Annotated in this window: 22 protein-coding genes; 8 read left to right on the forward strand and 14 right to left on the reverse strand. The window is 74.4% G+C overall.

Features of this window, described 5'->3' with window-relative positions:
- Positions 1-56: 56 nt before the first annotated feature.
- Together pgeF and ACWDXC_RS10455 are read right to left on the reverse strand one after the other, a co-directional pair.
- Positions 57-761: a peptidoglycan editing factor PgeF gene (pgeF, locus tag ACWDXC_RS10450; RefSeq protein ID WP_219518750.1), complete on the reverse strand. Its 705-nt coding sequence runs from the start codon at positions 759-761 to the stop codon at positions 57-59.
- Positions 762-929: 168 nt separating this feature from the next.
- Entirely contained in the window at positions 930-1,517 is a 588-nt protein-coding gene (locus ACWDXC_RS10455; RefSeq protein WP_449980322.1) for an N-acetyltransferase family protein, read from the reverse strand.
- A gap of 154 nt (positions 1,518-1,671) precedes the next feature.
- On the opposite strand from ACWDXC_RS10455, the gene ACWDXC_RS10460 reads away from it, so the two are divergent.
- A complete protein-coding gene (locus ACWDXC_RS10460) occupies positions 1,672-2,559 on the forward strand; it encodes a tetratricopeptide repeat protein (protein WP_449980326.1) in 888 nt (295 codons plus the stop codon).
- Here ACWDXC_RS10460 and ACWDXC_RS10465 read toward each other — a convergent pair.
- The 8 genes from ACWDXC_RS10465 to hemG form a co-directional block, all read right to left on the reverse strand.
- Complete coding sequence (locus tag ACWDXC_RS10465; protein ID WP_449980328.1) at positions 2,525-3,751, reverse strand: low temperature requirement protein A; 1,227 nt, start codon at positions 3,749-3,751, stop codon at positions 2,525-2,527. The genes ACWDXC_RS10460 and ACWDXC_RS10465 overlap by 35 nt on opposite strands.
- A 147-nt stretch (positions 3,752-3,898) precedes the next feature.
- A complete protein-coding gene (locus ACWDXC_RS10470; protein WP_219518742.1) occupies positions 3,899-4,300 on the reverse strand; it encodes an RNHCP domain-containing protein in 402 nt (133 codons plus the stop codon).
- Positions 4,301-4,311: 11 nt separating this feature from the next.
- Complete coding sequence (locus tag ACWDXC_RS10475; protein WP_219518740.1) at positions 4,312-4,671, reverse strand: RNHCP domain-containing protein; 360 nt, start codon at positions 4,669-4,671, stop codon at positions 4,312-4,314.
- A gap of 210 nt (positions 4,672-4,881) precedes the next feature.
- Positions 4,882-5,877 carry a non-homologous end-joining DNA ligase gene (ligD, locus tag ACWDXC_RS10480; protein WP_219518737.1) on the reverse strand — a complete coding sequence of 332 codons (996 nt, stop codon included), beginning with the start codon at positions 5,875-5,877 and terminating at the stop codon, positions 4,882-4,884.
- A gap of 208 nt (positions 5,878-6,085) precedes the next feature.
- Positions 6,086-6,487, reverse strand: coding sequence for a peptide-methionine (R)-S-oxide reductase MsrB (gene msrB, locus ACWDXC_RS10485; protein ID WP_219518735.1), 402 nt, complete (start codon positions 6,485-6,487; stop codon positions 6,086-6,088).
- Between the two features lie 309 nt (positions 6,488-6,796).
- Positions 6,797-7,540, reverse strand: coding sequence for a hypothetical protein (locus ACWDXC_RS10490; protein ID WP_449980333.1), 744 nt, complete (start codon positions 7,538-7,540; stop codon positions 6,797-6,799).
- A 103-nt stretch (positions 7,541-7,643) separates the two neighbouring features.
- Positions 7,644-8,354 carry a hydrogen peroxide-dependent heme synthase gene (gene hemQ, locus ACWDXC_RS10495; RefSeq protein WP_449980336.1) on the reverse strand — a complete coding sequence of 237 codons (711 nt, stop codon included), beginning with the start codon at positions 8,352-8,354 and terminating at the stop codon, positions 7,644-7,646.
- Positions 8,351-9,754 (reverse strand): protoporphyrinogen oxidase, encoded by a 1,404-nt coding sequence (gene hemG, locus ACWDXC_RS10500; RefSeq protein ID WP_364169170.1) that lies wholly within the window; start codon positions 9,752-9,754, stop codon positions 8,351-8,353. The genes hemQ and hemG overlap by 4 nt, the downstream gene beginning before the upstream one ends.
- Before the next feature lie 106 nt (positions 9,755-9,860).
- On the opposite strand from hemG, the gene ACWDXC_RS10505 reads away from it, so the two are divergent.
- Entirely contained in the window at positions 9,861-10,850 is a 990-nt protein-coding gene (locus ACWDXC_RS10505; RefSeq protein ID WP_449980339.1) for a DUF4349 domain-containing protein, read from the forward strand.
- Between the two features lie 34 nt (positions 10,851-10,884).
- On the opposite strand, the gene ACWDXC_RS10510 is transcribed toward ACWDXC_RS10505, so the two are convergent.
- Positions 10,885-13,071 (reverse strand): BTAD domain-containing putative transcriptional regulator, encoded by a 2,187-nt coding sequence (locus ACWDXC_RS10510; protein ID WP_449980341.1) that lies wholly within the window; start codon positions 13,069-13,071, stop codon positions 10,885-10,887.
- A gap of 155 nt (positions 13,072-13,226) precedes the next feature.
- Positions 13,227-14,246 (reverse strand): uroporphyrinogen decarboxylase, encoded by a 1,020-nt coding sequence (gene hemE, locus ACWDXC_RS10515; RefSeq protein ID WP_449980343.1) that lies wholly within the window; start codon positions 14,244-14,246, stop codon positions 13,227-13,229.
- A 395-nt stretch (positions 14,247-14,641) separates the two neighbouring features.
- Here hemE and ACWDXC_RS10520 point away from each other — a divergent pair, with 395 nt between their 5' ends.
- The 6 genes from ACWDXC_RS10520 to ACWDXC_RS10545 all read left to right on the forward strand — a co-directional run bounded on the left by ACWDXC_RS10520 (position 14,642) and on the right by ACWDXC_RS10545 (position 19,943).
- Complete coding sequence (locus ACWDXC_RS10520) at positions 14,642-14,797, forward strand: hypothetical protein (RefSeq protein WP_219518012.1); 156 nt, start codon at positions 14,642-14,644, stop codon at positions 14,795-14,797.
- A gap of 60 nt (positions 14,798-14,857) precedes the next feature.
- Entirely contained in the window at positions 14,858-15,454 is a 597-nt protein-coding gene (locus tag ACWDXC_RS10525; RefSeq protein ID WP_049567020.1) for a DUF3000 domain-containing protein, read from the forward strand.
- A gap of 45 nt (positions 15,455-15,499) precedes the next feature.
- Positions 15,500-16,720, forward strand: coding sequence for a ribonuclease D (locus ACWDXC_RS10530; RefSeq protein ID WP_219518008.1), 1,221 nt, complete (start codon positions 15,500-15,502; stop codon positions 16,718-16,720).
- A gap of 66 nt (positions 16,721-16,786) precedes the next feature.
- Positions 16,787-17,932 (forward strand): Gfo/Idh/MocA family protein, encoded by a 1,146-nt coding sequence (locus tag ACWDXC_RS10535; protein ID WP_449980348.1) that lies wholly within the window; start codon positions 16,787-16,789, stop codon positions 17,930-17,932.
- Positions 17,929-19,092: a dihydrodipicolinate synthase family protein gene (locus tag ACWDXC_RS10540; protein WP_449980351.1), complete on the forward strand. Its 1,164-nt coding sequence runs from the start codon at positions 17,929-17,931 to the stop codon at positions 19,090-19,092. Before ACWDXC_RS10535 ends, ACWDXC_RS10540 begins: the two co-directional genes overlap by 4 nt.
- On the forward strand, positions 19,089-19,943 hold the full coding sequence (locus ACWDXC_RS10545) for a sugar phosphate isomerase/epimerase family protein (protein WP_449980354.1): 855 nt from the start codon (positions 19,089-19,091) through the stop codon (positions 19,941-19,943). Before ACWDXC_RS10540 ends, ACWDXC_RS10545 begins: the two co-directional genes overlap by 4 nt.
- Here ACWDXC_RS10545 and ACWDXC_RS10550 read toward each other — a convergent pair.
- Complete coding sequence (locus tag ACWDXC_RS10550) at positions 19,930-22,515, reverse strand: PEP/pyruvate-binding domain-containing protein (protein WP_449980357.1); 2,586 nt, start codon at positions 22,513-22,515, stop codon at positions 19,930-19,932. The genes ACWDXC_RS10545 and ACWDXC_RS10550 overlap by 14 nt on opposite strands.
- A gap of 61 nt (positions 22,516-22,576) precedes the next feature.
- Complete coding sequence (locus tag ACWDXC_RS10555; protein ID WP_449980360.1) at positions 22,577-23,497, reverse strand: alkaline phosphatase family protein; 921 nt, start codon at positions 23,495-23,497, stop codon at positions 22,577-22,579.
- Between the last annotated feature and the right edge of the window lie 7 nt (positions 23,498-23,504).

The following is a 23,504-nucleotide window of genomic DNA, read 5'->3' on the forward strand; positions in this document are numbered from 1 at the left end:
CGCGGGGTCGTTCCGGTGGGGCTCGGTGCTCGCCGGCCGGTGGGAGAGCGGCGGGGTCAGGTGAGCCAGATGAGGCCGGCGAAGCGGCCGGGGTCGTGGCGGCGGTGGGAGTAGAGGTCGGCGGTCTCGATGGTGCAGCGGTCGTCGTGGCGGACGTCGGCGACGCCGGCCTCGCGGAGCTGGGCCTCGATGCCGGCGCGCAGGTCGAGCGCCGGGGTGCCCCAGGAGGTGGTGGAGCGGGTCTGCGGCACGGTGGCGGCGACGCGGTCGCGCAGCTCGGCGGGCACCTCGTAGCAGCGGCCGCAGGCGCCGGGCCCGATCAGCGCGGCCATCCGGGCGGGCACGGCGCCCTTGCCGGCCATCGCGGCGACCAGGGCGGCGGCGATGCCCGCCTCGGTGCCGGGCCGGCCGGAGTGGGCGGCGCCCACCATGCGCGCGACCGGGTCGGCCACCAGCACGGCCGGGCAGTCGGCGCCGAGCGAGGCGAGCGCCAGGCCGGGCTCGGTGGTGAACACGCCGTCGACGGGCGGCGGGTCGTCGCCGAACGGCTCGCTCACGTACGCGATCTCGGCGCCGTGCACCTGGCGCATGAACACGATCGCGCGCACGCCGAGCTCGGCGGCCACGCCGGCGCGGTTGGCGCGGACGGCGGCGGGGTCGTCGCCGGTGCCGCCGCCGAGGTTGCGGGTGCCGTGCGGGCCGGCGCTGACGCCGCCGTGGCGGTCGGTGACGGCGACGTGCACGCCGGGGACCAGCTCCATGCCCCCGATCCTATGACCCGCCGGGCCCGGGCCCGGAAGGCCGGGTTCCCTGGCGTGAGGAGTGCGCCTGACGAGCCTGGACGACCCGCACGCGCAAATGGCCCGGCGCGGGTGCCCGGTGGTGCGGGCGGCGCCCGCCCCGGCGGCCCAGGGAGCACGGGCGGTGAGCTAGGGGCGGCGGCGGGGGGACGAGCCGGGACCGCCGGGGCCGGAGCCGCGCGGGATCACGCCGGGCGCCCGGCCGAGGGCGATCGACATGTGCACCTCGTCGTAGCGTTCGCGGCCCACCTCGACCACGTTCGGCAGGCGGCCCCACTCGGTGAAGCCGAGCTCCTCGTACAGCTCGATGGCGCCGTGGTTGTTGCTGCGCACGCTGAGCGTGAGCGTCTCCAGCCCGGCGGCGCGGGCGCTGTCCGTGAGCGCGGAGACGACGAGCCTGCCGAGGCCCAGGCCGCGCGCCGACGGGTGGGCCATGATCTTGGCGACCTCGGCGGTGCGGGTGAACACGGCGTGCGGGGAGCGCCGCCACAGGCCCATCGCCTGGACCGTGCCGTCCACGCGGGCCAGGGCGAGGCGGGCGTCGCCGTCCCTGACGGCCTTGAGCACCTCCTCCAGCCAGGGGTCGGTCTGCTCGCGGCCGGGGGGCTCCGGGTAGCCGATGGCTCCGCCGAGCCCGGCGACGGCGTGCATCACGCGGTGGACGGCGGACTGGAGCTCTTCGTCGGCGGAATCCGGCCAGGTGAGGTCAATGCGCACGGTTGACCATTATGTCGGGATTTTTCGCCGTAATCGGCTTTACGGTCGGGGCGCGGGCGGTCGATTCGGCCCGCCACCGGCGTGATCACCCGCGTACGCGATCAGCCCCGGAAAAGCCGATCGTGATCCGTATGTCGCGCGATAGATTGCGCTCATGAGCGAGGGGATCATGCCGGAGCTGCCGGACCTGACGGGGTTGTCCGAGGCGGCGGCCCAGTCGCGGGCCTCGGTGCTGCGCAGCCGCGCCGAGTCGTACATCGCGCTGGGGCGGCACGACGCGGCGATCGCGGACCTGACGGAGTCGATCGCGCTCGTGCCCGGCAACGCGCGGGCCTGGCGGCTGCGTGGGGAGAGCCACCGGATCGTCGAGCGGTTCGAGGCGGCGGTGGCCGACTTCGACGAGGCGCTGCGGCTGGAGCCCGACAGCTCCTACGCGCTGGGCTCGCGCGGCCAGGCGTACGCGTCGCTGGGCCGGATGGAGGAGGCCATGGCCGACTTCGAGCACGCGCTGACGCTCTCGCCCGAGTCGCTGTGGATCCTGGAGGCCAAGGCGGACGCGCTGGCCGACCTGGACCGGTTCGACGAGGCGCTGGACGAGCACGCCAAGATCATCGCGCTGAACGAGGAGCTGGCCTACTCGTGGCTGGCCCGCGGCGACCTCTACCAGCGGATGGGCCTGTATGCCGAGGCCATCTCCGACTACGGCCGCGCCCTGGAGGCCGACCCCGACTACGTCCGGGCGCTGAGCAGGCGTGGCGAGGCGCTGCGCATGATCGACCGTTACGAGGAGGCGCTGGCCGACCTCAACCGGGCCGTCGAGCTCGACCCCGACAACGACCGGGCGCTGGGCAGCCGGGGCGCGGTGCTGAGCGAGCTGGGCGACAACGAGGCGGCGCTGAAGGACCTGAACCGGGCCGTCGAGCTGGACGAGGAGTACATCTGGGCCTACCGGGTGCGCGGCGAGATCCTTCAGGACCTCGACCGGCACGAGGAGGCCGTCGCCGACTTCACCCGCGCCCTGCATCTGGAGTTCGGCGACTGACCGCCGGGGGCCGGCGGCCGATCGCGACGACGGTGACGATCAGCAGCACGCAGGCGGCGGCGATCCCCGCGACCACGGCCGGCACCCCCGCCCGGGGCGCCGCGAGCGGCAGGAGCAGGATGACCAGGGCGTACCCGGGCACCACGGCCGGATGGGTGACGCGGGCGCGCACGACGGTCCCGTGGATCAGCCGGAACAGGACGAGGAACACCGCGGCCGGGATCGCGACGGCGTAGCCGATGGCCAGGGGCGTGGCGGTGACGTCGTGCCCGGTCTGCTCGGCGGCCACCTCCAGCCCGGCGCCGAGCGCGGCCAGCGCGGCGAACACGCCGTAATGCCCGTACCCCCACAGGTAGGACAGATGGGGGCGCTCCTCCAGCCCCTCGCCCGCGGGCAGGAGGAAGTAGACCCACCACAGCGCGAACAGCAGCACGAGCCCCGAGACGGCCATGACGACCAGGGGCGCGCCCGTCCGGGCCGCCGCCAGCGCGCCCGCGACGCCCCGGGTCGCGGCCAGGACGCTCTCACCGAGCAGGATGATCGTGAACAGCCCGTAGCGTTCGGCGATGTGGTGCGGATGCCAGTGGGTCCGCCCGGCGCGTTCGGCCCAGACCGGCACCGCCAGCTCGGCAGCGGCCAGCGCGACGAACAGCGGCAGCCGCGCCCCCTCCGGCACCGCGCCCGCCTCCACGAGGACGAGGCGCAGCACCCACCCCGCCTGCACGACGGTGATGCCCGCCGCGTAGCGCAGCGCGGTGCGGCGGCCCGCCGGGTCCTCGACGGCGGCGCGCACCCACTGGGCGACCAGCGCGATGCGCATGATGAAGTAGCCGAGCGTGACCGCGCCGAAGTCGGCGTGGTCGGCGGCGGCCGGCACCCCGGCGGCGAGCACGAGCACGCCGCCCATCTGCACCATCGTGAGCAGCCGGTAGGGCACGTCGTCGGTGTCGTAGGCCGAGGCGAACCAGGTGAAGTTCATCCACGCCCACCAGATCGCGAAGAACACCTGGAGGAACAGGACCAGCCCGGGCAGCGCGTGGCCGTCGGCCACGGCGTGGGCGAACTGCGCGGTGGCGGCCGCGATCGCCACCACGAACGTGAGGTCGAACAGCAGTTCCAGCTCGCTCGCCGCGCGGTGCGGCTCGTCGACCGCCCGGGGACGCATCCTGACGCGGATCTCCCGTGCCTTCATGTCCCTTCCCTCCCCGGGGAAGCGGCCGATGAAAGGTTCTCTCCCGGTGAAGCGGCCGGTGAAAGGTTCCCTCCCCGGGGAAGCGGCCGGTGAAAGGCGGAAGGCACGGAACCCTTCGTCACGGGTCCCGTGCCTTCCTGCGGCGCGCTACAGCGTGAGCAGCGCGTTGACCGGCAGACGCCGGTCCGACAGCGGGCGCATCGCGATGCGGAGCAGCGCGAGCGCGTTGTCGTCACCCGCGATGCGGTTGGCGCTGAGCCCGCCGCACGACTGGCAGTGGTGGATGATCAGCCACTCCCCGTCGTGCCGCACGGACACGCTCAGCGCCGCCATCCGCCCGCGGCAGCCCGCCCGCCGGTCACCGGGGACGCGGTGGTCGACGTGCAGGCTCGTCAGACAGTGCGGGCAGTGGTTGCGGTGCGCGGTGCCCGGCGCGAGGACGGGCACGTCGAGGCGGCAGCCGACGCATCGGAACGCGTCGCCCGGCTCGCCGTGACGGACGTCCTTGCGCCGCTGCGGCCTGCGCGGGTCCGGTTTCCTGCGTGGCATGTCCGCTCCCGTCACAGGTCGCCGAACGTTTCCAGCGGAAACGGCGGCTGAGCGAGCGGGCGTACGGCCATGCGCATGAGGATGAGCTGGTTGTCGTCCCCGGAGATCGGGTTGGACGTCAGCTCACCGCACCGGGTGCAGCGGTGGATGATCATCCAGTCGCCGCTGCGCAGCACCGCGATCGAGATCGGGGTCATGCGCGACCGGCACTCGGACGGGCCGCCCTCGGCACGGTCGAGGACGTGCAGCGAGTGCAGGCAGCTCGGACAGTGGTTGCGCCGGGTCCCGTCGGGACCGGCTGCGGCCACGGTCAGCCCACAGCGCACGCACGCGAACGTGTCGGTGACGGTACGGATCTTGTTGGTGGACACCCTGGGTTCTCCTTGCCGGAATGGTGCTTGTCGTGCAGCAAGGAAGCGCCGTGCGGGCCTCGCCCCGGGTCAGGGGCAGATGCGGATGACGAAGTGACGAGGCGCGCATGGCGCAGGGCGGAACATCAACTCACCTTCCCAGGGCCGGAGTATGGACGTCGTTCGACACAGCCGCGAGCGTAATGCCCGGGATGCGAGGATCGCCATTCATTATTCGCGGGCCTTGCTGGGCTGGACGCGCTTGGGCTCGCCGGGCATCTTCGGATAGTTGGGCGGATAGGGCATGTCGCCCCGCTCGTCCTTGGCGTAGAGCTCCAGCAGCGGCTCGATCGAGTGGGCGCGGTCGTCGATCGCGGCGTGCACGTCGCCGAGCTCGGCGAAGCGGGCCGGGACCGTGCGGATGTCGAAGTCACGCGGGTCGGCGTCGGCCAGCTCGTCCCAGGTGAGCGGCGTGGAGACGGGGGCGTGCGGCTGGGCGCGCACCGAGTAGGCGCTGACGACGGTGCGGTCACGGGCGTTCTGGTTGAAGTCGATGAAGACGCGGTCGCCGCGCTCCTCCTTCCACCAGGCGGTGGTCACCAGGCCCGGATCACGCGCCTCGACGGCCCTGGCCAGCGCGATGCCGGCGTGGCGCACCTGGACGAAGTCCCAGCGCGGCTCGATGCGGACCGCGATGTGCGCGCCCCGGTTGCCGGAGGTCTTGACGAAGCCGGTCATGCCGAGCTCGTCGAGCACCTCGCGGGTCAGCGCGGCGGCCCGGCGCACCGCGCCGAACTCCAGCCCCGGCTGCGGGTCGAGGTCGACGCGCAGCTCGTCGGGATGCTCGACGTCGGCCGCGCGCACCTGCCACGGGTGGAAGTCGATGGTGCCGAGGTTGGCGCAGTAGGCGATCGAGGCCACCTCGGTCACCCGCAGCGAGTCGGCGGTGCGCCCGCTGGGGAACGTCACGGTGACCGTCCGCAGCCAGTCGGGATGCTTGGGCGGCATCCGCTTCTGGTAGATGGCGTCGTTCTGCACGCCGTCGGGGTGGCGCTTGAGGTTGGTCGGCCGGTCGCGCAGCGCGCGCAGCACCCCGTCGCCCACGCTCACGTAGTATTCGACCAGCTCACGCTTGGTCGCGCCGATCTCCGGAAAGTAGACCTTGTCGGGGTTGGTGACCTTGACGGTCCGCTCCCCCACCTCAAGCTCGATGTACGGCGATGCCATGCGTCACAACCTACCCGGCGCTCCCGACAGAACCCCTGAAGGACGCCGGCTCACCGCACCCGCACCCGGGTCTTCGCGCACACGTCGCACCGCTGGGTGACGACACGGCCGATCGTCTCGATCGTCACCCAGCGGTGACGAAAGTGGACAGGACGCACGGGAAATGTTTACCCTGGCCCGGCGATCGATACGCGGAGTCGCCGGACGATCACTCCGAGGGGTCGAGCCGGAGCGACACCGAGTTGATGCAGTAGCGCTCGTCGGTCGGCGTCGGATAGCCCTCGCCGCGGAACACGTGCCCCAGGTGCGAGTCGCAGCGGGCGCAGCGCACCTCCGTGCGGACCATGCCGTGGCTGCGGTCCTCGATCAGCGTGACGGCGTCGTTCTCCGACGGCTCGTAGAAGCTGGGCCAGCCGCAGTGCGACTCGAACTTCGTGCCGGAGGTGAACAGCTCGGCCCCGCAGGCGCGGCACGTGTAGACGCCCTCGGTCTTCGTGTCGACGTACTCGCCGGTGTACGGCGCCTCGGTGCCCGCCTGCCTGAGCACGCGGAACTCCTCAGGAGAGAGCTGGACCCGCCACTCGGCCTCGCTCTTGACCACCTTGTCCATACGTCCAGGGTACGAGATACGGCAAAAGGAGATCTCCGCAGGGGGAAGCATCCAATCTGGGGCGAAAATGCGTCTTTGACGACAAGGGGGTGTCATCGCCTCCTCCATGGGGTGAGATCACTCGCAGGATCGCCCGAGCGGCACAGCCCACGCCCGTGCTGGCGCCGCCGGCGATCGGCCCGGCCGGCCGGGTGGCGCGCCAGCGCCCGGAACGGCCCGCGGGTGATCTCGTGAAGCCCGTCCCGTCGAGCCCCCGGTCCCGCCACCGAGGCGGCTCCGGGACGGGCCCCCATCCGCTCCTCGCCTCCGTCAGCCGGGGGCGGGGTGGGTGACGCGGCAGGTGGTGTCGCCGGGGCCGAGGATGTTGGCGAGCACCGGGTTGCCGTTCTCGCCGAACCTGGCGTGCACGAAGACCACCGGGGCAGCGGTGCCCGCGTCCCGGAGGTAGCTCAGGCCGCGCTCGCACAGGGTGAGGGCCTGCCGGGAGTTGCCCGCCGTTTCCGGCAGGGTGGTGTAAATGCGGAGATATCCGCCGATGGTGCGGATGTCCTTCACGTGGCCCGCCGCCCTGTCGTCCCACCGGCTCCGGAAGTACGTGACCGCGTCATGATCGGTGTGCCTGGACGGATCCCCCTCGGCACCGTCCGGCTCGTGGACGGTCCCGCCCGCTCCCTCACCGGGGACGGCCTCACCAGGAGCGCCGGGGTGACCTGCGGGCTCGCCGGAGCCGGTCGCCACGGCCTGGCCTCCGCGCCGGTCCTCGCCGTCCGTGCCGGTCCCCGGCCCCTGCGCGCCCGTCCCTCCTCGGAGGTACGTCTCCGATGGAGCGGGCGGCCGGGCGTAGGCGTCGTCCGGGGCGGTCGTCGACAGGTGCGCGCGGGCGGTGAGCAGGACGCCGGTGAGCGCGGCGAGCGCCGCCACCGCAAGGGCCCACGGCCTGCGCGAGGGGCGCCGGCGGCGGCCTCGGCGGGCGTGTCGCGTCGCGGCCCTGGTCCGGCCGAAGGGGGACGGCCGCGCGGCGATGGCGCGGTGGTGACCTGTGCGCTCCTTCACGTGGGCGCTCCCTGGGGCCGGACCCGGCAACTGCCCTGATTGTGACAAGCAGGGTGCGGTCCCGTCAGCCGATCAGGCCAACCCGGGAGCCCGGGACGGCTCGCTAGGGAAGGGCGTTGACGAGCTCCTGGACGGGCTTGCGCACGCCGGTGTAGAAGGGGATCTCCAGCCGGGTGTGGCGGCGGGCCTGGGCGGCGCGCAGCTCACGCATCAGGTCGACGATGCGGTGCAGCTCGTCGGCCTCGAAGGCGAGCATCCACTCGTAGTCGTTGAGCGCGAAGCACGCGACCGTGTTGGCCCGCACGTCGGGGTAGCCGCGGGCCATCTGGCCGTGCTCGGCGAGCATGGCGCGGCGCTCGGCGTCGTCCAGCAGATACCACTCCAGGGAGCGGACGAACGGGTAGACGCTGACGAACGCCCGCGGCTCCTCCTCGGCGAGGAACGCCGGGATGTGCGACTTGTTGAACTCGGCGGGCCGGTGCAGCGCCATCGCCGACCAGACGGGCGTGCTGTGGCGGCCCAGGCCGGTGCGGCGGAAGCGGGAGTAGACGTCCTGGAGGTCCTCGGCCGAGGGGGCGTGCCACCAGAACATGTAGTCGGCGTCGGCGCGGAACCCGGCCACGTCGTAGAGGCCGCGGGTGACCACGTCCTTGCCGGCCGCCTGCTCCAGGAGCTCCTCGACCTCGTCGGCGATGTTCTCCCGGCTGCCGGGGACCGGCTCGGCGGCCTTGAACACCGACCACATCGTGTAACGGATCACCTGGTTGAGATCGCGGGCCTTGAGCCGCGTCGTGCCCTCTGTCATGCCTGTCATTCTCCTCCTCGGCCCAGGTGGTCCAGAATCCGGGAGGCCGCCGTGCGGGCGGTCGCGACGCAGGCGGGGATGCCGAGCCCGTCGTAGGCGGCGCCGCAGACGGCCAGCGAGGGCTGCCCGGCCACGGCCGCGTGGACGCGGGCGACCCGGTCGAGGTGGCCGACGTTGTACTGCGGCAGGCCGCCGCCCCAGCGGGTGACGCGGGTGTCGGCCGGCTCCTGGCGGACGCCCATGACCTCGGCCATCTCCGCGCGGGCGAGCGCGACCAGGTCTTCGTCGTCGCGCTGGAGCAGGTGCTCCTCGCCGACGCGGCCGATGGAGCAGCGCAGGATCACCAGGTCCCGGGCGAGGTGCGGCCACTTGACGGAGCTGAACGTGACGGCCTTGACGGCCCGGCCGTCGACGGGCGGGACGAGGTAGCCGCTGGTCGAGGGCGGCTCGGGGAAGGCGGACACCGGGTAGGCGAGGGTGACGACGGCCATGCTGGCGTACTCGATCCTGGCCAGCTCGCTCGCCGCCTTGGGCACCTCGGCCTTGAGCAGGCGGCTCGCGGGGGCCGCGGGCACGGCGACGATGACGGCGTCGGCCTCGACGACCTCGGGCCTGGGCACCGGGCCGGTGACGAGCCGCCAGCCGTGCTCGGTGCGGGCCAGCTCGCGCACGGTGACGCCGGTCCTGATGTCGGCGCCGGACGCCTTGGCCACGGCCTCGGGCAGGCTGCCGATGCCGTTTCTGAGCGAGGTGAAGACCGGGCCGGCGTTCTTGGGCGCCTCGCGGGTGATCTGGCGGGCGGCGGCGAGCAGCGAGCGTTCGGCGCGGGCGGCGGCGGCCACCCGCGGCATCGTGGCCTCCAGCGACAGCTTGTCGGCGCGGCCCGCGTAGACGCCGCCGAGCAGCGGCTCCACCAGGCGTTCGACGATCTCGGGACCCATCCTGGCGCGGATGTAGGCGGCGACGGACACGTCGGTGCGCACGAGGGTGGCGGGCAGGATCTGGTCGAGCGGCACCCGCAGCAGCCCGCCGGGCGAGACGATGCCGGATCTGGCCAGCTCGGCCAGGTCTCCGGGCACGCCCATGAACTGGCCCTTGGGCAGCGGGCGCAGCGCTCCCCTGGTGTAGACGGCCGAGCCGGCGGAGCCGGGGCCGACCAGGTCGTCGCCGAGGCCGACGGCCCTGGCCAGGTCCTTGCCCTCTGGGCGTCTGGCCAGCATGGACTCGGCTCCCGCGTCGACGCTGACGCCGGCGACCTCGGACGCGTACAGCTTGCCGCCGATGCGTGGGGCGGCGTCGAGGACGGTCACCTTGACCCGCTCGCCCGCGCCCTGCCTGAGGTGCCAGGCGGCGGCCAGCCCGGAGATCCCGCCGCCGATGACGACCACGTGTGCCTGTTTGCCTGCCACGGTTCAGACGCTACCGTCCCGCGGGCGCGGCCCCGTTTCCGGGGCGTGTGACCGTACCGTGACGCGACGGTTCAAACCGGTGCGCACAGGGGTCCGTCTTAGGGGCATGAGGAGATCGCAGATCGTGCTGACGGGCGTCCTGGCCGCGCTGCTGCTGTCCGCCTGCGGGGGCGCCGGCGAGAGCGCCACGGGCGGGGCGGACGTGCCGATGGCGCAGGTCGATTCCGCCAAGGCGGTCGCGCGGGACGTGACGGCGCCGGAGAGCGCCGCCACGGCGCGGCCCACACCGGCGCAGAGGCGCCCGGCGAACGCGGCGTCGGGCGTCGAGGTCACCCAGCAGAACCGTCAGGTGATCTACAAGGCGAGCATGACCGTACGGGCCGAGGACGTCGCCGCCGCCGTCCAGCAGGCCAAGCAGACGGTCACCACGGCGGGCGGCTACCTGGCCAGGGAGGAGAGCCGTTCGTCCGACGACGCGCGGGCCTCGGCGCTCCTGGAGTTCAAGATCCCGCCCGCCCGCTACAACGAGGTGCTGGCCACGCTGGGCAAGGACCTGGGCAGGCAGCTCAGGCTGGAGCAGGGCACCGAGGACGTCACGCTGAAGGTCGCCGACGTGGAGAGCCGGCTGAAGTCGGCCGAGCAGGCCCTGGAGTCGCTGCGCAGCCTGCTGAAGCGGGCCGACACGATCGGCCAGGTGCTGGACGTGGAGCGGGAGATCGCCGGCCGCGAGGCGGACCTGGAGTCGCTCCAGGCGCAGCAGAAGGAGCTGGCCGCGCAGGTCGGCATGGCCACGCTGTCGCTGCGGCTGGTCGGGCCGGTCGTGGTGGTGGAGGAGCCCTCCGACGAGCCGGCGGGGTTCCTCGGCGGGCTGAAGAGCGGCTGGAACGGGCTGGTGTCCTTCGTGAAGGTGCTGCTCACCGTGCTGGGGACGGTCCTGCCGTGGCTGGTCGTGGTGGTGCCGCCGCTCGCGCTGGCGATCTTCCTGGTACGGCGTCGCCGCCGGGCCGGAGGCGGCGGCACCGGCGGTCCCGGCGAGACGGACGGATCCGACGATCCGGCTCCGGCCCCGCCGGTGAAGGACGCGGCCCCTGTCTGACCGGATCTCCCGGCCGGGTGAGCGCGCCGGGCGGTCAGGCCCGCAGGCGCCGCAGGGCCTCGTGCGCGCGGCCGGCGCCGGACGGGTCGGCGGGCCGGTCCGCGAGAAGCACGGCGGCGCCGGGGATGGCGGGCCCGTCCTGCCCGGCTCCGCCCGCGACGCGGCGGCGGCCGGTGGCGGTCGCGGGCGGCGGCGGGCCGGGGTGCCGGAGGAGGTCGGACAGCCGGGCCCCGGCGAGCGCCAGGTCCCGGCACAGGCCGCTCTCCCCCAGCCCGGCCGCCGCCGGCACCGCGCGCGCCAGTGTGCCGCGCTCGCAGCGGAGCCACCCGAGCGGGTCGCCGCCCAGCAGCGCCTCCACCTCGCCCGGCCCCGCCTGCCAGAGCGGCGCGCGGTCGCGGCCGGGCGGGAGGCGGCCGGGGCTCGCCCTGCGCAGCGCCTCCCCGGCCAGCGCCAGCAGCGCGCCGAGCGCGCGCGGGACGGCCGCCCGCCGCTCGCCCTCCGGCACGTCCGCGGCCGCGCGCTCGGCGGCGTACAGGCGGGTCAGGTCGGGGAGGCGGTAGCGCTCCTGCCCGGCGGCGTCGATGCGGCCGTGCCGGACGAGCTGGGCGTCGGCGAGCCGGTCCAGCAGCCGGGCGGCCTCGCCGACGGGGGCGCCGAGCAGCGCCGCGGCGGTCCACGGGGCGAAGTCCGCCAGCGGCGGCAGCAGCCCGAGCAGGCCGAACAGCAGCCGCTCCCGCTCCCCCAGCGCCCGGTGGCCGGGCGCGAGGCCGGCGCGCACGTCCAGGTCGCCGGCGCGCAGCTCGTCGAGCCTGCCGCACTCGCGGCGCAGCCGGGCGGCCAGCCCGGCGGCGGTCCAGCCGGGCCGGGTGGCCAGCCGCGCCCCGGCGATGCGCAGCGCGAGCGGCAGCCCGTCGCAGAGCCGCGCGAGCTCGGCCAGCTCGGCGGGCCCGCCTCTGGCGCCCGCCGGTCCGCCGGCGACCCGGCCGATCAGCTCGGCGGCCTCGCCGGGCGGCAGCTCGCCGAGCGGGACGGGCCGGGCGCCCTGCCCGGCGACCAGCCCGTCGAGCGCGCCGCGCCCGGTCACCACGACGCCGCACCCGGCCGAGCCGGGCAGCAGCGGACGTACCTGGGCGGCTCCGGCGGCGTCGTCGAGCAACACCAGCATCCGCCGCTCGCGTAGCAGCGTCCGGTAGAGGGCGGCGCGCTCCTCCAGGGAGCCGGGCACGCCGCCGGCGCCGAGCGCGCGCAGGAACCGGCCGAGCACCTCTTCCGGCGGCAGCGGCCGCGCCCGGCCGCGCAGGTCCGCGTACAGCTGGCCGTCGGGGTAGCGGGCGGCCCGCGTGTGCGCCCAGTGCACGGCCAGCCCGGTCTTGCCGACGCCGCCGGGGCCGACGACCAGCGCCACCGCGCCGTCGGCGGCGCAGCGGTCGAGCGCGGCCAGCTCGCGGGCGCGGCCGGTGAACGCGGTGACGCCGGGCGGGAGCTGGCGCGGCGTCGTGGCGACGGCCCGCTCCTCGTCGCCCAGCACCCGGGCGTGCGCCGCCCGCAGGTGGTGGCCCGGCTCCACGCCGAGCTCGGCCACCAGCAGCTCGCGGCCCTCGTGGTAGGCGGTCAGGGCCTCGGCCCGCCGGCCCGACCGGTGCAGCGCGAGCAGGTGCAGCGCGCGCAGCCGTTCGTCCAGCGGGTGGGCGGCCACCAGGGCGGCGAGCTCGGCGGCGGCCTCCGACGGGCGGTCCAGCGCGATCAGCGCCTCGGCGCGGCCCTCGCACGCCGAGACACGTGATCGCTCCAGCCTGGCCGCCTCCTCGCGCAGCGCGTCCAGGCCCTCGTAGGCGTCGCCGCGCCAGCAGGCCAGCGCCTCGCCGTAGAGCCGGGCCGCCGCCCGGTGGTCGCCCGCCGCCGCGGCCGGGGCCGCCCGCGAGCACAGCTCCTCGAACCGGACCGCGTCGAGCTCGTGCGGCTCGGCGGCCAGCAGGTAGCCGTCGCCGTCGCGGCTGATCCGGTCGCCGCCGAGGCGCCGCCGTACCTGGTGGACGTGCCAGCGGACGGTGGAGCCCGACGGGCGGGCGGCGCCCCAGACGGCGTCGGCGAGCACCCCGTCGGGGACGCGCCTGCCCGCGCGGCTCAGGAGCACCGCCAGCAGGGCGCGCTGTTTGGCCGTCAGCTCGACCTCGGCGCCGTCACGCACGACCGTGAGCCGCCCCAGGACCCCGAACTCCATCCGCGCCCCCCAACCCCGACGGTCCCACCACAATACTCAGTAAGCCGAAGCATCGCACCAAGCCGGGCGGATCGGGCACGGGCGGCGTCACCGGGCATGCCAAAGCGCCCCGGCTCGGCGAGCCGGGGCGCGGCAGGAACGGGGCCGGTGGCCGGTCAGGCGGCCTCGTGGACCAGGTCGGTCAGGCGCTTGAGCTGGTCGGGGTCGGTGTTGGGGAGCACGCCGTGGCCCAGGTTGAACACGTGGCCCTCGGCCGCGGCGCCCTCGCGCAGCACCTCGCGGGCCTTGCGCTCGACGACCTCCCACGGGGCCAGCAGGATCGCCGGGTCGAGGTTGCCCTGCAGCGCCTTGCCGGGACCGACCCGGCGGGCGGCCTCGGAGAGCGGCACCCGCCAGTCGACGCCCACCACGTCGGCGCCCGCCTCGCCGAGCACGCCCAGCAGCTCGCCGGTGCCGACGCCGAAGTGGATGCGCGGCACGTCCGGCAGGCCGGCGAAGATGCGGCGGGTGTGCGGCAGGATGAACTCGCGGTAGTCGGCCATCGGCACCGCGCCCACCCAGGAGTCGAATAGCTGGATCGCCGAGGCGCCCGCCGCCACCTGGATGCGCAGGTGCTCCAGCACGATGCCGGTCAGCCGCTCCATGAAGTCGTGCCACAGCGCGGGCTCGCCGTACATCATGGCCTTGGTCCGGTCGTGGTTCTTGGACGGGCCGCCCTCAATCAGGTAGGAGCCGAGCGTGAACGGCGCGCCGGCGAAGCCGATCAGCGGGGTGCCGCCGAGCTCGCCGGTGAGCGCCTGGATGGCCTCGGTCACGTACGGGACGTCGCCGGGCTCCAGGGGACGCAGCGCCTGGAGGCCCCTGGCGTCGCGGATCGGGTCGGCGACGACGGGGCCGACGCCGGGCTTGATGTCGAGGTCGATGCCGATGGCCTTGAGGGGCACCACGATGTCGCTGAAGAAGATGGCCGCGTCGACGCCGTAGCGGCGGACCGGCTGCAGGGTGATCTCGGCGATGAGGTCGGGCGTGGCGCAGGCGGTCAGCATCGGGACGCCCTCGCGGACCTTCAGGTATTCGGGCAGCGAACGACCGGCCTGCCGCATGTACCAGACGGGGGTGTGCGGGACGGGCTGACGGCGGCAGGCACGCAGGAACGCTGAGTCGGCGAGGTTCACCCCTCAAGGGTGCCATGAGGTGCGCTCGCCCCCGCCACCGGAAGGCGGTGCCGGAAGGCGGTGTCGGAAAAATATGCCTGGCGCGCCCCAATTCATGATCAGATAGCGGAATGCATGTTTACCGGCCGGCCCGGCGTCGGGACCCTTCACGGGTCGCGCACACCCCATGGGCGACCAGAGAGGCGGTCTCGGCTGGGCCAAAACTTCGCAAACCCACCGCGCGGCATCGATTCAGCGACCACTTTCGGGACACGCCGAGCGCGTTGCGGGGAAATGTCGGCGGCTCGTGCCAACGTCGAAGCCACGTCCCGAAGAAAGGCCCCGGTTCGATGACTGGTGCGATGACCGCGTTGCGGAGTTCCGTGCTCCAGGGGGAGCACCGTTTTGGACACTGCGTGACGTGCGCCGGCGAGCGGCTGTTCGAGCGCCCGGCCTGCTCCGACGGGCACGAGCCCGGCGAGTGCCCCGAGTGGGCGTGCGCCGAGTGCGGGCACGCGATCTGGCTCGGCCTGGCCGAATGCGCCCGGCCGCTGGTGACGGCCGCGGTTTGATCGCCACCGATGAGTACCCCCGTGGTCCCCTTCCGTCCCGCTTCGACCTACTCTTCGACTATGACCCTCGGTGACCGTCCACCGGCTCCCGCGGCCTTCAGGCGCGCGGTCGAGAGCCTGCGGCCGGCCGAGGTCCGGCCGGAGATCGAGCTCGAGGACCTGCCGGCCCCGCAGCGGCTGGCCCCGCACTCGGCGGCGATCGGCGCGTCGGTCTACCGCGACGACGACGAGCTCGCGGTCGGGCGGCTGATCCTGCTCTACGACCCCGACGGCCAGCGCGGCTGGGACGGCCCGTTCCGGCTGGTGGCCTACGTGCGGGCCGACATGGAGCCGGAGATCACCTCCGACCCGCTGCTCGGGCCCGTCGCGTGGAGCTGGCTGACCGAGGCGCTCGACGCCCATCACGCCGACTACTCCGCGGCTGGCGGTACCGTGACCAGAGCGGTGTCCGAGGGTTTCGGCAACAAGGCCGAGGATCCGGTCACCACCGAGCTCGAGCTGCGGGCGTCCTGGTCCCCCGCAGAGGAGGACCTGTCCGGACATGTGGCCGCCTGGTGCGATCTCATGTGCGTGGCCGCCGGGATTCCGCCGCTTCCGCCGGATGTGGCCGCCATGCCCCGCCGACGCGATGATCCGGAGAGTGACCGAACGAAGTGAGGGCACAAGTCAACACAGCAGCGTGGTCGTGAGGGCGGTGCGCTCATGACAGAAGAACGAACCGTGGTCCCGCTGCTCGAGCCGCGCGAGGGCATCCCGCCGGTCGTGGCCGACGCCGCGTCGCTGGCCCGTGCCGTCGCCGCGTTCGGCGCGGGCACCGGCCCCGTCGCCGTCGACGCCGAGCGGGCCTCCGGCTACCGCTACGGCAACCGCGCCTACCTGGTGCAGCTACGCCGCGCCGGCGCCGGCACCGCGCTCATCGACCCGGTGGCCTGCCCCGACCTGTCGGAGCTGGACGCCGCGCTGGCCGGCGCCGAGGTCGTGCTGCACGCCGCCTCGCAGGACCTGCCGTGCCTGATGGAGATCGGGTTCCGGCCGCGCCGGATGTTCGACACCGAGCTGGCCGGCCGGCTGCTCGGCTACGAGCGGGTCGGGCTCGGCACGATGGTGGAGACGGTGCTCGGGCTGCGGCTGGAGAAGGGCCATTCGGCCGCCGACTGGTCGACCAGGCCGCTGCCCGAGGACTGGCTGCGCTATGCCGCCCTCGACGTGGAGGTGCTGGTCGAGCTCCGTGACGCGCTGCACGAGGAGCTGGCCGAGAGCGGCAAGCTGGAGTGGGCGCAGGAGGAGTTCGCCGCGGTGCTCGGCACGCCGCCGCCCGCGCCGCGCTCCGACCCGTGGCGGCGCACGTCCGGCATCCACAAGGTGCGCAGCGTGCGGGCGCTGGCGATCGTGCGCGAGCTGTGGACGATGCGCGACCGGATCGCCCGCGAGAACGACCTGGCGCCGGGCCGGGTGCTGCCCGACGCGGCGATCGTCAGCGCCGCCCTGGAGGGGCCGCGCACGAAGAAGGCGCTCACCGAGATCTCTGCGTTCACCGGGCGCAGCGCGCGCCGGCACATGAACGACTGGCTGGCCGCGGTGACCAGGGCGCGGGCCCTGCCCGACGGGCAGCTTCCGCAGCCGAGCACGCCGGGCGACGGGCCGCCGCCGGTCAACCGGTGGCCAGACCGCGACCCGGCGGCGGCCAGGCGGCTGGCCGCGGCCCGCGCGGTGGTGTCGGCGCTGGCCGACGAGCACCACATGCCGACGGAGAACCTGTTGCAGCCCGACGCGGTGCGCAGGCTCACGTGGGAGCCGCCGGAGGAGATCACCGACGAGAGCGTGACGGCCAGGCTGCGCGGGCTGGGCGCCCGCGAGTGGCAGCTCGGGCTGACCGCTCGTCCCATCGCCGCGGCGCTGGCCAGGCTGGAGTCCCGGGAGTAAGGCACTTGACGCCTCCGGCGGCTCCGCCGTACCGTTCGGGAAAGCGCTTTCCTCGAAAGGACTCCCATGAGCGTGCGCACCATCGGCGTCGTGATGAACGGCGTGACCGGACGGATGGGCTACCGCCAGCACCTGGTCCGTTCCGTTCTGGCGATCAACGAGCAGGGCGGTGTGACGCTCTCCGACGGCAGCCGCGTCACGCTGAAGCCCGTGCTCGTCGGCCGCAACGCCGACAAGCTGGCCGCGCTGGCCGCCCGCCACGGCATCCCCGACCACACCACCGACCTGGAGTCCGCGCTCGCCGACCAGGACAACCTCGTCTACTTCGACGCCCAGGTCACCTCCGCCCGGGTCAAGGCCGTGCTCCAGGCCATCGAGGCGGGCAAGCACGTCTACGCCGAGAAGCCCACCGCCGAGTCGGTGCAGGAGGCGGTCGCGCTGGCCGAGGCCGCCTCCGCGCGCGGCGTCAAGAACGGCGTCGTGCAGGACAAGCTGTTCCTGCCGGGGCTGCTCAAGCTCAAGCGGCTGATCGACGGCGGCTTCTTCGGGCGGATCCTGTCGGTGCGCGGCGAGTTCGGCTACTGGGTGTTCGAGGGCGACTGGCAGGAGGCGCAGCGGCCGTCGTGGAACTACCGGGCCGAGGACGGCGGCGGCATCGTGCTCGACATGTTCCCGCACTGGCACTACGTGCTGGAGAACCTGTTCGGCCGGGTCGAGTCCGTCTACGCCCAGGCCGTCACGCACATCCCGGAACGGGTGGACGAGCGGGGCGAGACCTACCAGGCGACGGCCGACGACGCCGCCTACGGCGTGTTCGGGCTGGCGGGCGGCATCGTCGCACAGATCAACTCGTCCTGGACGGTCCGGGTGAACCGGGACGAGCTGGTCGAGTTCCAGGTGGACGGCACGCACGGCAGCGCGGTCGCGGGGCTGCGCGGCTGCCGGATCCAGCACCGTGCCGCCACGCCCAAGCCCGTCTGGAACCCCGACCTGCCCGCCACCGCCCGCTTCCGCGACGGCTGGCAGGAGGTGCCCGACAACGGGGAGTTCGACAACGGGTTCAAGATCCAGTGGGAGCTGTTCGTCCGGCACGTGCTGGAGGACGCGCCGTTCCCGTACGACTTCGCCGCGGGCGCGCGCGGCGTGCAGCTCGCCGAGCTGGGGCTGCGCTCGTCCGCCGAGGGCCGCAGGATCGAGGTGCCGCAGCTGTGAGGATCGACCTGCCGGGCGGCGCCTACACGCTGCGGGAGCCGGTGACCTGGCCGGTGCCCGGCACGCCCGCCGTGAGCCGGGTGGCGTACGCGGCTGCGCACGTGGTGGCCGACCCGCGCGGCGGCAACGCGCCGGGCGCCCCGGCCGCCGTCGACTGGGACGCGACGCTGGGCTTCCGCCGCCACCTGTGGTCGTACGGGCTGCGGGTGGCCGACGCGATGGACACCGCGCAGCGCAACATGGGGCTGGACTGGGCGGCGACGCGGGAGCTGATCCGGCGCAGCGCCGCCGAGGCGCGCGCGTTCGGCGACCCGGCCGAGCTGGTGGCGTGCGGCGCGGGCACCGACCACGCGCCGGACGCCGCCGGCCTGGACGCCGTCACCGCGGCCTACGCCGAGCAGGTGGAGGCCGTCCAGGAGACGGGCGCCGGCGTGATCGTCATGGCGTCGCGTCAGCTCGCCCGGCTGGCGGGCGGGCCGCGCGACTACCACCGGGTGTACGGCAAGGTGTTCGGGCTGGTGCGACGGCCGGTGATCCTGCACTGGCTGGGCGAGATGTTCGACCCGCAGCTCGCCGGCTACTGGGGCTCGCGGGACGTCGCCGCGGCGACGGAGTCGTTCCTGGAGCTGGTGCACGCGCACGCGCCGCTGGTCGACGGGGTGAAGGTGTCGCTGCTTGACGAGGAGCACGAGGTGCGGCTGCGGGCCGCGCTGCCCGGCGGGGTCAGGCTCTACACCGGCGACGACTTCAACTACCCGTCGCTGATCAGGTCCGGCTCGCACGCGCTGCTCGGCATCTTCGACGCGATCGCGCCGGCCGCCGCGATGGCGCTGCGGGTGCTGGACTCCGCCGAGGCCGCCTGCGACGAGGCGGGCCGCGAGCGGCTGCTGGCCCAGTACGAGGAGATCCTGGCGCCGACGGTGCCGCTGTCGCGCAAGATCTTCGAGACGCCGACCTATCACTACAAGACCGGCATCGTCTTCCTGGCCTGGCTGAACGGCCACCAGGACGGGTTCGCGATGGTGAACGGCGCCCAGTCGGCGCGCTCGATCACGCACCTGGCGGAGGTGTTCCGGCTGGCCGACCAGGCGGGGCTGCTGGCGGACCAGGAGCTGGCCGTGCACCGGATGAAGGTGCTGCTGGAGGTGAACGGCCTGTGAGCCTGTCGCTGAACCAGTGGACGACCCGCCGCTGGACGCTGCCCGAGGCCGTCGACGGGTGCGTCCGGCACGGCCTGGAGGCGATCGGCCTGTGGCGGGAGAAGGTGGCCGAGCACGGGCTCGCGCGCAGCGCCAGGCTGGTGCGCGAGAGCGGGCTGCGGGTCTCGTCGCTGTGCCGGGGCGGCTTCCTGACCGCCGGGGAGCTGTCCGGCGAGCGGGGCCGGGCCGCGCTGGACGACAACCGGCGGGCCGTGGACGAGGCCGCCGAGCTGGGGGCCGCCTGCCTGGTCATGGTGGTGGGCGGGCTGCCCGGGGTGACGCCCGGCGAGCCGCCGCCCGCCGGTTTCTCGCGGGACGTGGCCGGGGCCAGGCAGCGGGTGGCCGAGGCGCTGGCCGCGCTCGCGCCGTACGCCGGGGAGCGGGGGGTGCGGCTGGCGCTGGAGCCGCTGCACCCGGTCTACTGTCCGGACCGGGCGGTGCTGTCGACGCTCGGCCAGGCGCTCGACCTCGCGCTCGCCCATCCGCAGGAGCAGGTCGGGGTGGTGGTCGACACCTTCCACGTGTGGTGGGACCCGGCGCTGCACGAGCAGATCGCCCGCGCGGCCGGCCGGATCGCCTCCTACCAGGTGTGCGACTACCTGCACCCGCTCCCGGCGGACGTGCTGCTGGGCCGGGGGATGATGGGCGACGGGGTGATCGGCTTCCCGCCGATCACCCGGGCCGTGGCCGAGGCCGGCTACACCGGCGACGTCGAGGTGGAGATCTTCAACGCCGACGTCTGGGCCGCCGACCCCGACGAGGTGGTGGCGACGATGAAGGCCCGCTACGCGGACGTGGTCATGGCGTCGTGACGGTCCCGGCGGCGCCGTCGACGGTGACGGTGTCGCCGGTGGTGATGCGGTGGGTGGCCCCGGGCACGCCGACGACGGCCGGGATGCCGTACTCGCGGGCCACCACCGCGCCGTGCGACATGGCGCCGCCCATCTCCATCACCAGGCCGCCCGCCGTGAGGAAGAGCGGCGTCCAGCCGGGGTCGGTGGACGGGCAGACGAGGATCTCGCCCGGCTCCAGGTGCGCGCCGACCGGGTCGAGCACCACCCGGGCGGTGGCGGTCACCGTGCCCGCGGAGGCGGCGGTGCCGGTCAGCGCGCCGTCCGCCGCGGCGGCAGTGGTGGCGGTGGTGGCCAGGGCCTCGGGCTCGGTGCCGTCGGACAGCAGCATCCTGGGCACGTGACGGCGGCGCGCCTCCCGCTCGCGCTCCGCCCGCCGCCCGGCCACCAGGTCGCGCGGGTCGCCGCCGGCCAGGGCGGCGCGGGCCTCCTTGAACGTGAGGAAGTAGACGTCGCCGGCCGCCTCCAGGACCCCCCGTTCCGCCAGGTGCGCGCCGACGGCGAGCATGCTGTGCCGCACCGCCGCGAGCACCTTGACCAGGTAGAACTTCGGCAGCTCGCGCAGCCCGGCGAGCCTGCGGGTGCGGCGCAGTCCGAAGCGGACGACGGCGCCCCGCCACCGGGCCCGCCGGCGGGCGGCGGCCACCACGCGGTCCACGGCCGCCTCCGCCTCGGCGGCGCCCCTGGCGAACAGCTCGTCCGGCGCGGGCCCGCCGTCCATGCGTAGGTAGTTGGCCAGCACGCCGAGCAGGTGCGACGGGTCGTCGGACCAGCGCGGGACGCCCAGGTCGATCTCGGCGACGCCGCGGTGCCCGTACGTGTCCAGGAAGGCCGTGATGCCGCGCTGGGCACGCGGCGGCAGCTCGCCGGCCCGGTGCAGGCGGACCAGCTCGGGCACCGGCAGCGTGCGGAACGGCTCGGGCTCGACGCGGGTGGCCAGGGCCCACAGCTCCAGGTCCATCTCGGTGGTCGGGTTGTTCGGCACGCTGCGCAGCACGTCCTGCATGTCGCCGATCGGCACGCCGGAGAGCCGCGACGACAGCGCGAACAGGCCGTAGCCGGTGAGCGCGTACGGCATGATCGAGATGATGGCCGGGAAGGTGGCGGTCAGCGCCCGCTCGGCGTGGGCCAGCCGCTCGGCGGGGGTGGCGGCGGCGGGCAGGGCGAGCCGCCGGTCCAGCTCCTCCCCCAGCCGCCGGGTACGGGCCAGCGCCCGCTCCGGCCTGGTCAGCGCCTCGAACACCCGCCCGGGGACGCGCACGCGGCGGGCGAAGCGGAGCGCGGCGCGGGCGAACGGGCGGCGGCCGGGGTGGATCACCGAGAGCCTCGGGTCGTCCATCAGGCCCTCGACGAGCGCGACCGTGCGCGCCTCGCCGACGCGCAGCAGCTTCGGCAGGATGACGCGGCCCGCGCGGCTGCGCAGCGGGGTGGTGAGGTCGAGCCAGAGCCGCTGCCCCGACTCCGTCATGGCGCGCGGCCCGTCGTGCGGGTCGGCGGGCGCGAACCCGAACAGGGCGGCGGCCCCGGAGCCGACCAGCCGGAACGCCGCGATCCCCATCGGCGTGATCGGCCCCATGACGCCCTGGGCCACGTTGAAGGAGAAGTACGCGCGCAGGCCGTCGCCGCGCGGCTCCGGCAGCGGGTAGAGGGTGGTGATCGGCCTGGCCTGGGTGAGCCAGATCCGTCCGGCGGCGTCGATGGCCCACTCGGTGTCCTGCGGAGCGCCGTAGTGCTCCTCGACGCGGGCGCCGAGCGCGGCCAGCTCCCGCACCTCGGCGTCGGTCAGGCACAGGCCCTCGTGCCCGGTCTCGACCCGTTCGGTGCCGCCGCCGGGCAGCGCGCGGATGGCCACCCGCTTGTCCCCGGCGTGCCGCTCGACGGCGTCGCCGCGGACGACGAACCGGTCGGGGTTGACCGCGCCCGACACGACTGCCTCGCCCAGCCCCGGGCTGGCGTCGATGACCGCCTCGTGCCGCCGCCCCGTCACCGGGTTCGCGGTGAACATCACCCCGGCGACCCGCGCGTCCACCATGTCCTGGACGACGACGGCCAGCGAGACGGCGGCGTGGTCGATGCCGTTGGACTCGCGGTAGGCGACGGCCCGGTCGGTCCACAGCGACGCCCAGCAGCGGCGCACCGCGTCGAGCAGCGCCTGCTCGCCGACCACGTTGAGGTAGGTGTCCTGCTGGCCGGCGAAGCTGGCGAACGGCAGGTCCTCGGCGGTGGCCGAGGACCGCACGGCGACGGCCCGCCCCGGCGTGTACGCGGCCAGCACGGCCTCGGCGACCTCCGGCGGCACCGGCGTCTCCAGCAGCCGTGACCTGGCCTTCTCCGCCAGCCCGTCGCCGCCCGCGGCGATGACGCCGTCGAGGCCCGCCGCTGCGGCGGCCTGCCGGTAGGCGCGGGTGGTGAGCACCCAGCCGGGCGGGACGGGCAGCCCGGCCCGGGTGAGCTCGCCCAGGTTGGCTCCCTTGCCGCCCACCTCGTCCAGCATGCCGCCGTCGATCCGGGAAAAGTCCAGTGCCGTCGTCATCGGTCGCTCTCCTGCCGTCAACGCGCCGTCATGACGAGTGTTCCCCTTTCCCGGCAGAAATTCAACAAGTGATGAAAATTGATCGCCCTTCCAGCCCCCAGGCTGGGTCCGCCTCGACGCCCAGCTCCGCCAGCGCCGTCGGGGCCACGTCCACCAGCCGCGCCTCGGGCAGCTCCACCCCGCCCAGGTCCTCGCCCAGCCGGGCGGCGGCGACGAAGACCGTGCGCTCCTCGTCGGACGTGCCGCCGTGGCCGCCCGCGTCGACGTGGCCGTGGTCCGTGGTGACCAGCACCGTCCAGCGCTCGCCCGCGAACCCCGGCCGGGCGCGCACCGCGTCCAGGAACCGGCCCAGGTCGGCGTCCTGGAGGAGGAGCGCCGCCGTGTACTCGGGGGCGTGCGGGCCCAGGTCGTGGGCGACCTCGTCCGTGTCGCCCAGGTAGACGAAGGTCAGGTCGGGCCCGGCGTCCGCCAGGAGGCGCTCGGCCTTGGCCGCGATCTCCCGGTCGGCGGCGGCGAACGTCAAGGCGAACCCGTCGAGCACCACCCGGGTCCCGATGTCGCGGCCGAACGCGCCGTGCTCGTCCAGCGCCGCCCAGGAGAACAGCGCGGCCGTGGTGAGGCCGGGGCGGGCGTGGAGCGCCCGAGTCAAGAAGTCCGGATATTTCGTGAACTGCTGGCCGCTGAACCCGTTGTCCACGACGCCATGCTTGTCGGGCCACACGCCGGTGGCGATCGACGACCACCCCGGCCCGGAGTCGGTGCGCGCCCGGATCGTCCCCGGCACCGCCTCATGCGGCTCCGGCACGACCTCCCCCGGCGACTCCGTACGGGGCGCCTCCCGCTCACCGTAAGGAAGCCTGCTCGTCCCGTACACGCCGGACGCCATCAGCGAGGTCAGCACGGGAGGCCGCACGGCCAGGACACGATCGAAGCGCAGGCCGTCCATCCCGACGACCAGCACCTTGTTTCTCAGCTCGGACATCCCCCCA

Source organism: Nonomuraea sp. NPDC003214 (assembly GCF_053590035.1).

What these genes read in the sequence shown, in the direction of transcription:
- ACWDXC_RS10555 (WP_449980360.1), bottom strand. Translation starts at nt 23,497, where the DNA reads ATGTCCGAGCTGAGAAACAAGGTGCTGGTCGTCGGGATGGACGGCCTG.
- ACWDXC_RS10470 (WP_219518742.1), bottom strand. Translation starts at nt 4,300, where the DNA reads ATGCCACGCAGGAAACCGGACCCGCGCAGGCCGCAGCGGCGCAAGGAC.
- ACWDXC_RS10525 (WP_049567020.1), top strand. Translation starts at nt 14,858, where the DNA reads ATGACCCTCGGTGACCGTCCACCGGCTCCCGCGGCCTTCAGGCGCGCG.
- ACWDXC_RS10530 (WP_219518008.1), top strand. Translation starts at nt 15,500, where the DNA reads ATGACAGAAGAACGAACCGTGGTCCCGCTGCTCGAGCCGCGCGAGGGC.
- ligD (WP_219518737.1), bottom strand. Translation starts at nt 5,877, where the DNA reads ATGGCATCGCCGTACATCGAGCTTGAGGTGGGGGAGCGGACCGTCAAG.
- ACWDXC_RS10510 (WP_449980341.1), bottom strand. Translation starts at nt 13,071, where the DNA reads ATGGAGTTCGGGGTCCTGGGGCGGCTCACGGTCGTGCGTGACGGCGCC.
- hemQ (WP_449980336.1), bottom strand. Translation starts at nt 8,354, where the DNA reads ATGACAGGCATGACAGAGGGCACGACGCGGCTCAAGGCCCGCGATCTC.
- ACWDXC_RS10460 (WP_449980326.1), top strand. Translation starts at nt 1,672, where the DNA reads ATGAGCGAGGGGATCATGCCGGAGCTGCCGGACCTGACGGGGTTGTCC.
- msrB (WP_219518735.1), bottom strand. Translation starts at nt 6,487, where the DNA reads ATGGACAAGGTGGTCAAGAGCGAGGCCGAGTGGCGGGTCCAGCTCTCT.
- pgeF (WP_219518750.1), bottom strand. Translation starts at nt 761, where the DNA reads ATGGAGCTGGTCCCCGGCGTGCACGTCGCCGTCACCGACCGCCACGGC.
- ACWDXC_RS10535 (WP_449980348.1), top strand. Translation starts at nt 16,787, where the DNA reads ATGAGCGTGCGCACCATCGGCGTCGTGATGAACGGCGTGACCGGACGG.
- ACWDXC_RS10505 (WP_449980339.1), top strand. Translation starts at nt 9,861, where the DNA reads ATGAGGAGATCGCAGATCGTGCTGACGGGCGTCCTGGCCGCGCTGCTG.
- ACWDXC_RS10465 (WP_449980328.1), bottom strand. Translation starts at nt 3,751, where the DNA reads ATGAAGGCACGGGAGATCCGCGTCAGGATGCGTCCCCGGGCGGTCGAC.
- ACWDXC_RS10550 (WP_449980357.1), bottom strand. Translation starts at nt 22,515, where the DNA reads ATGACGACGGCACTGGACTTTTCCCGGATCGACGGCGGCATGCTGGAC.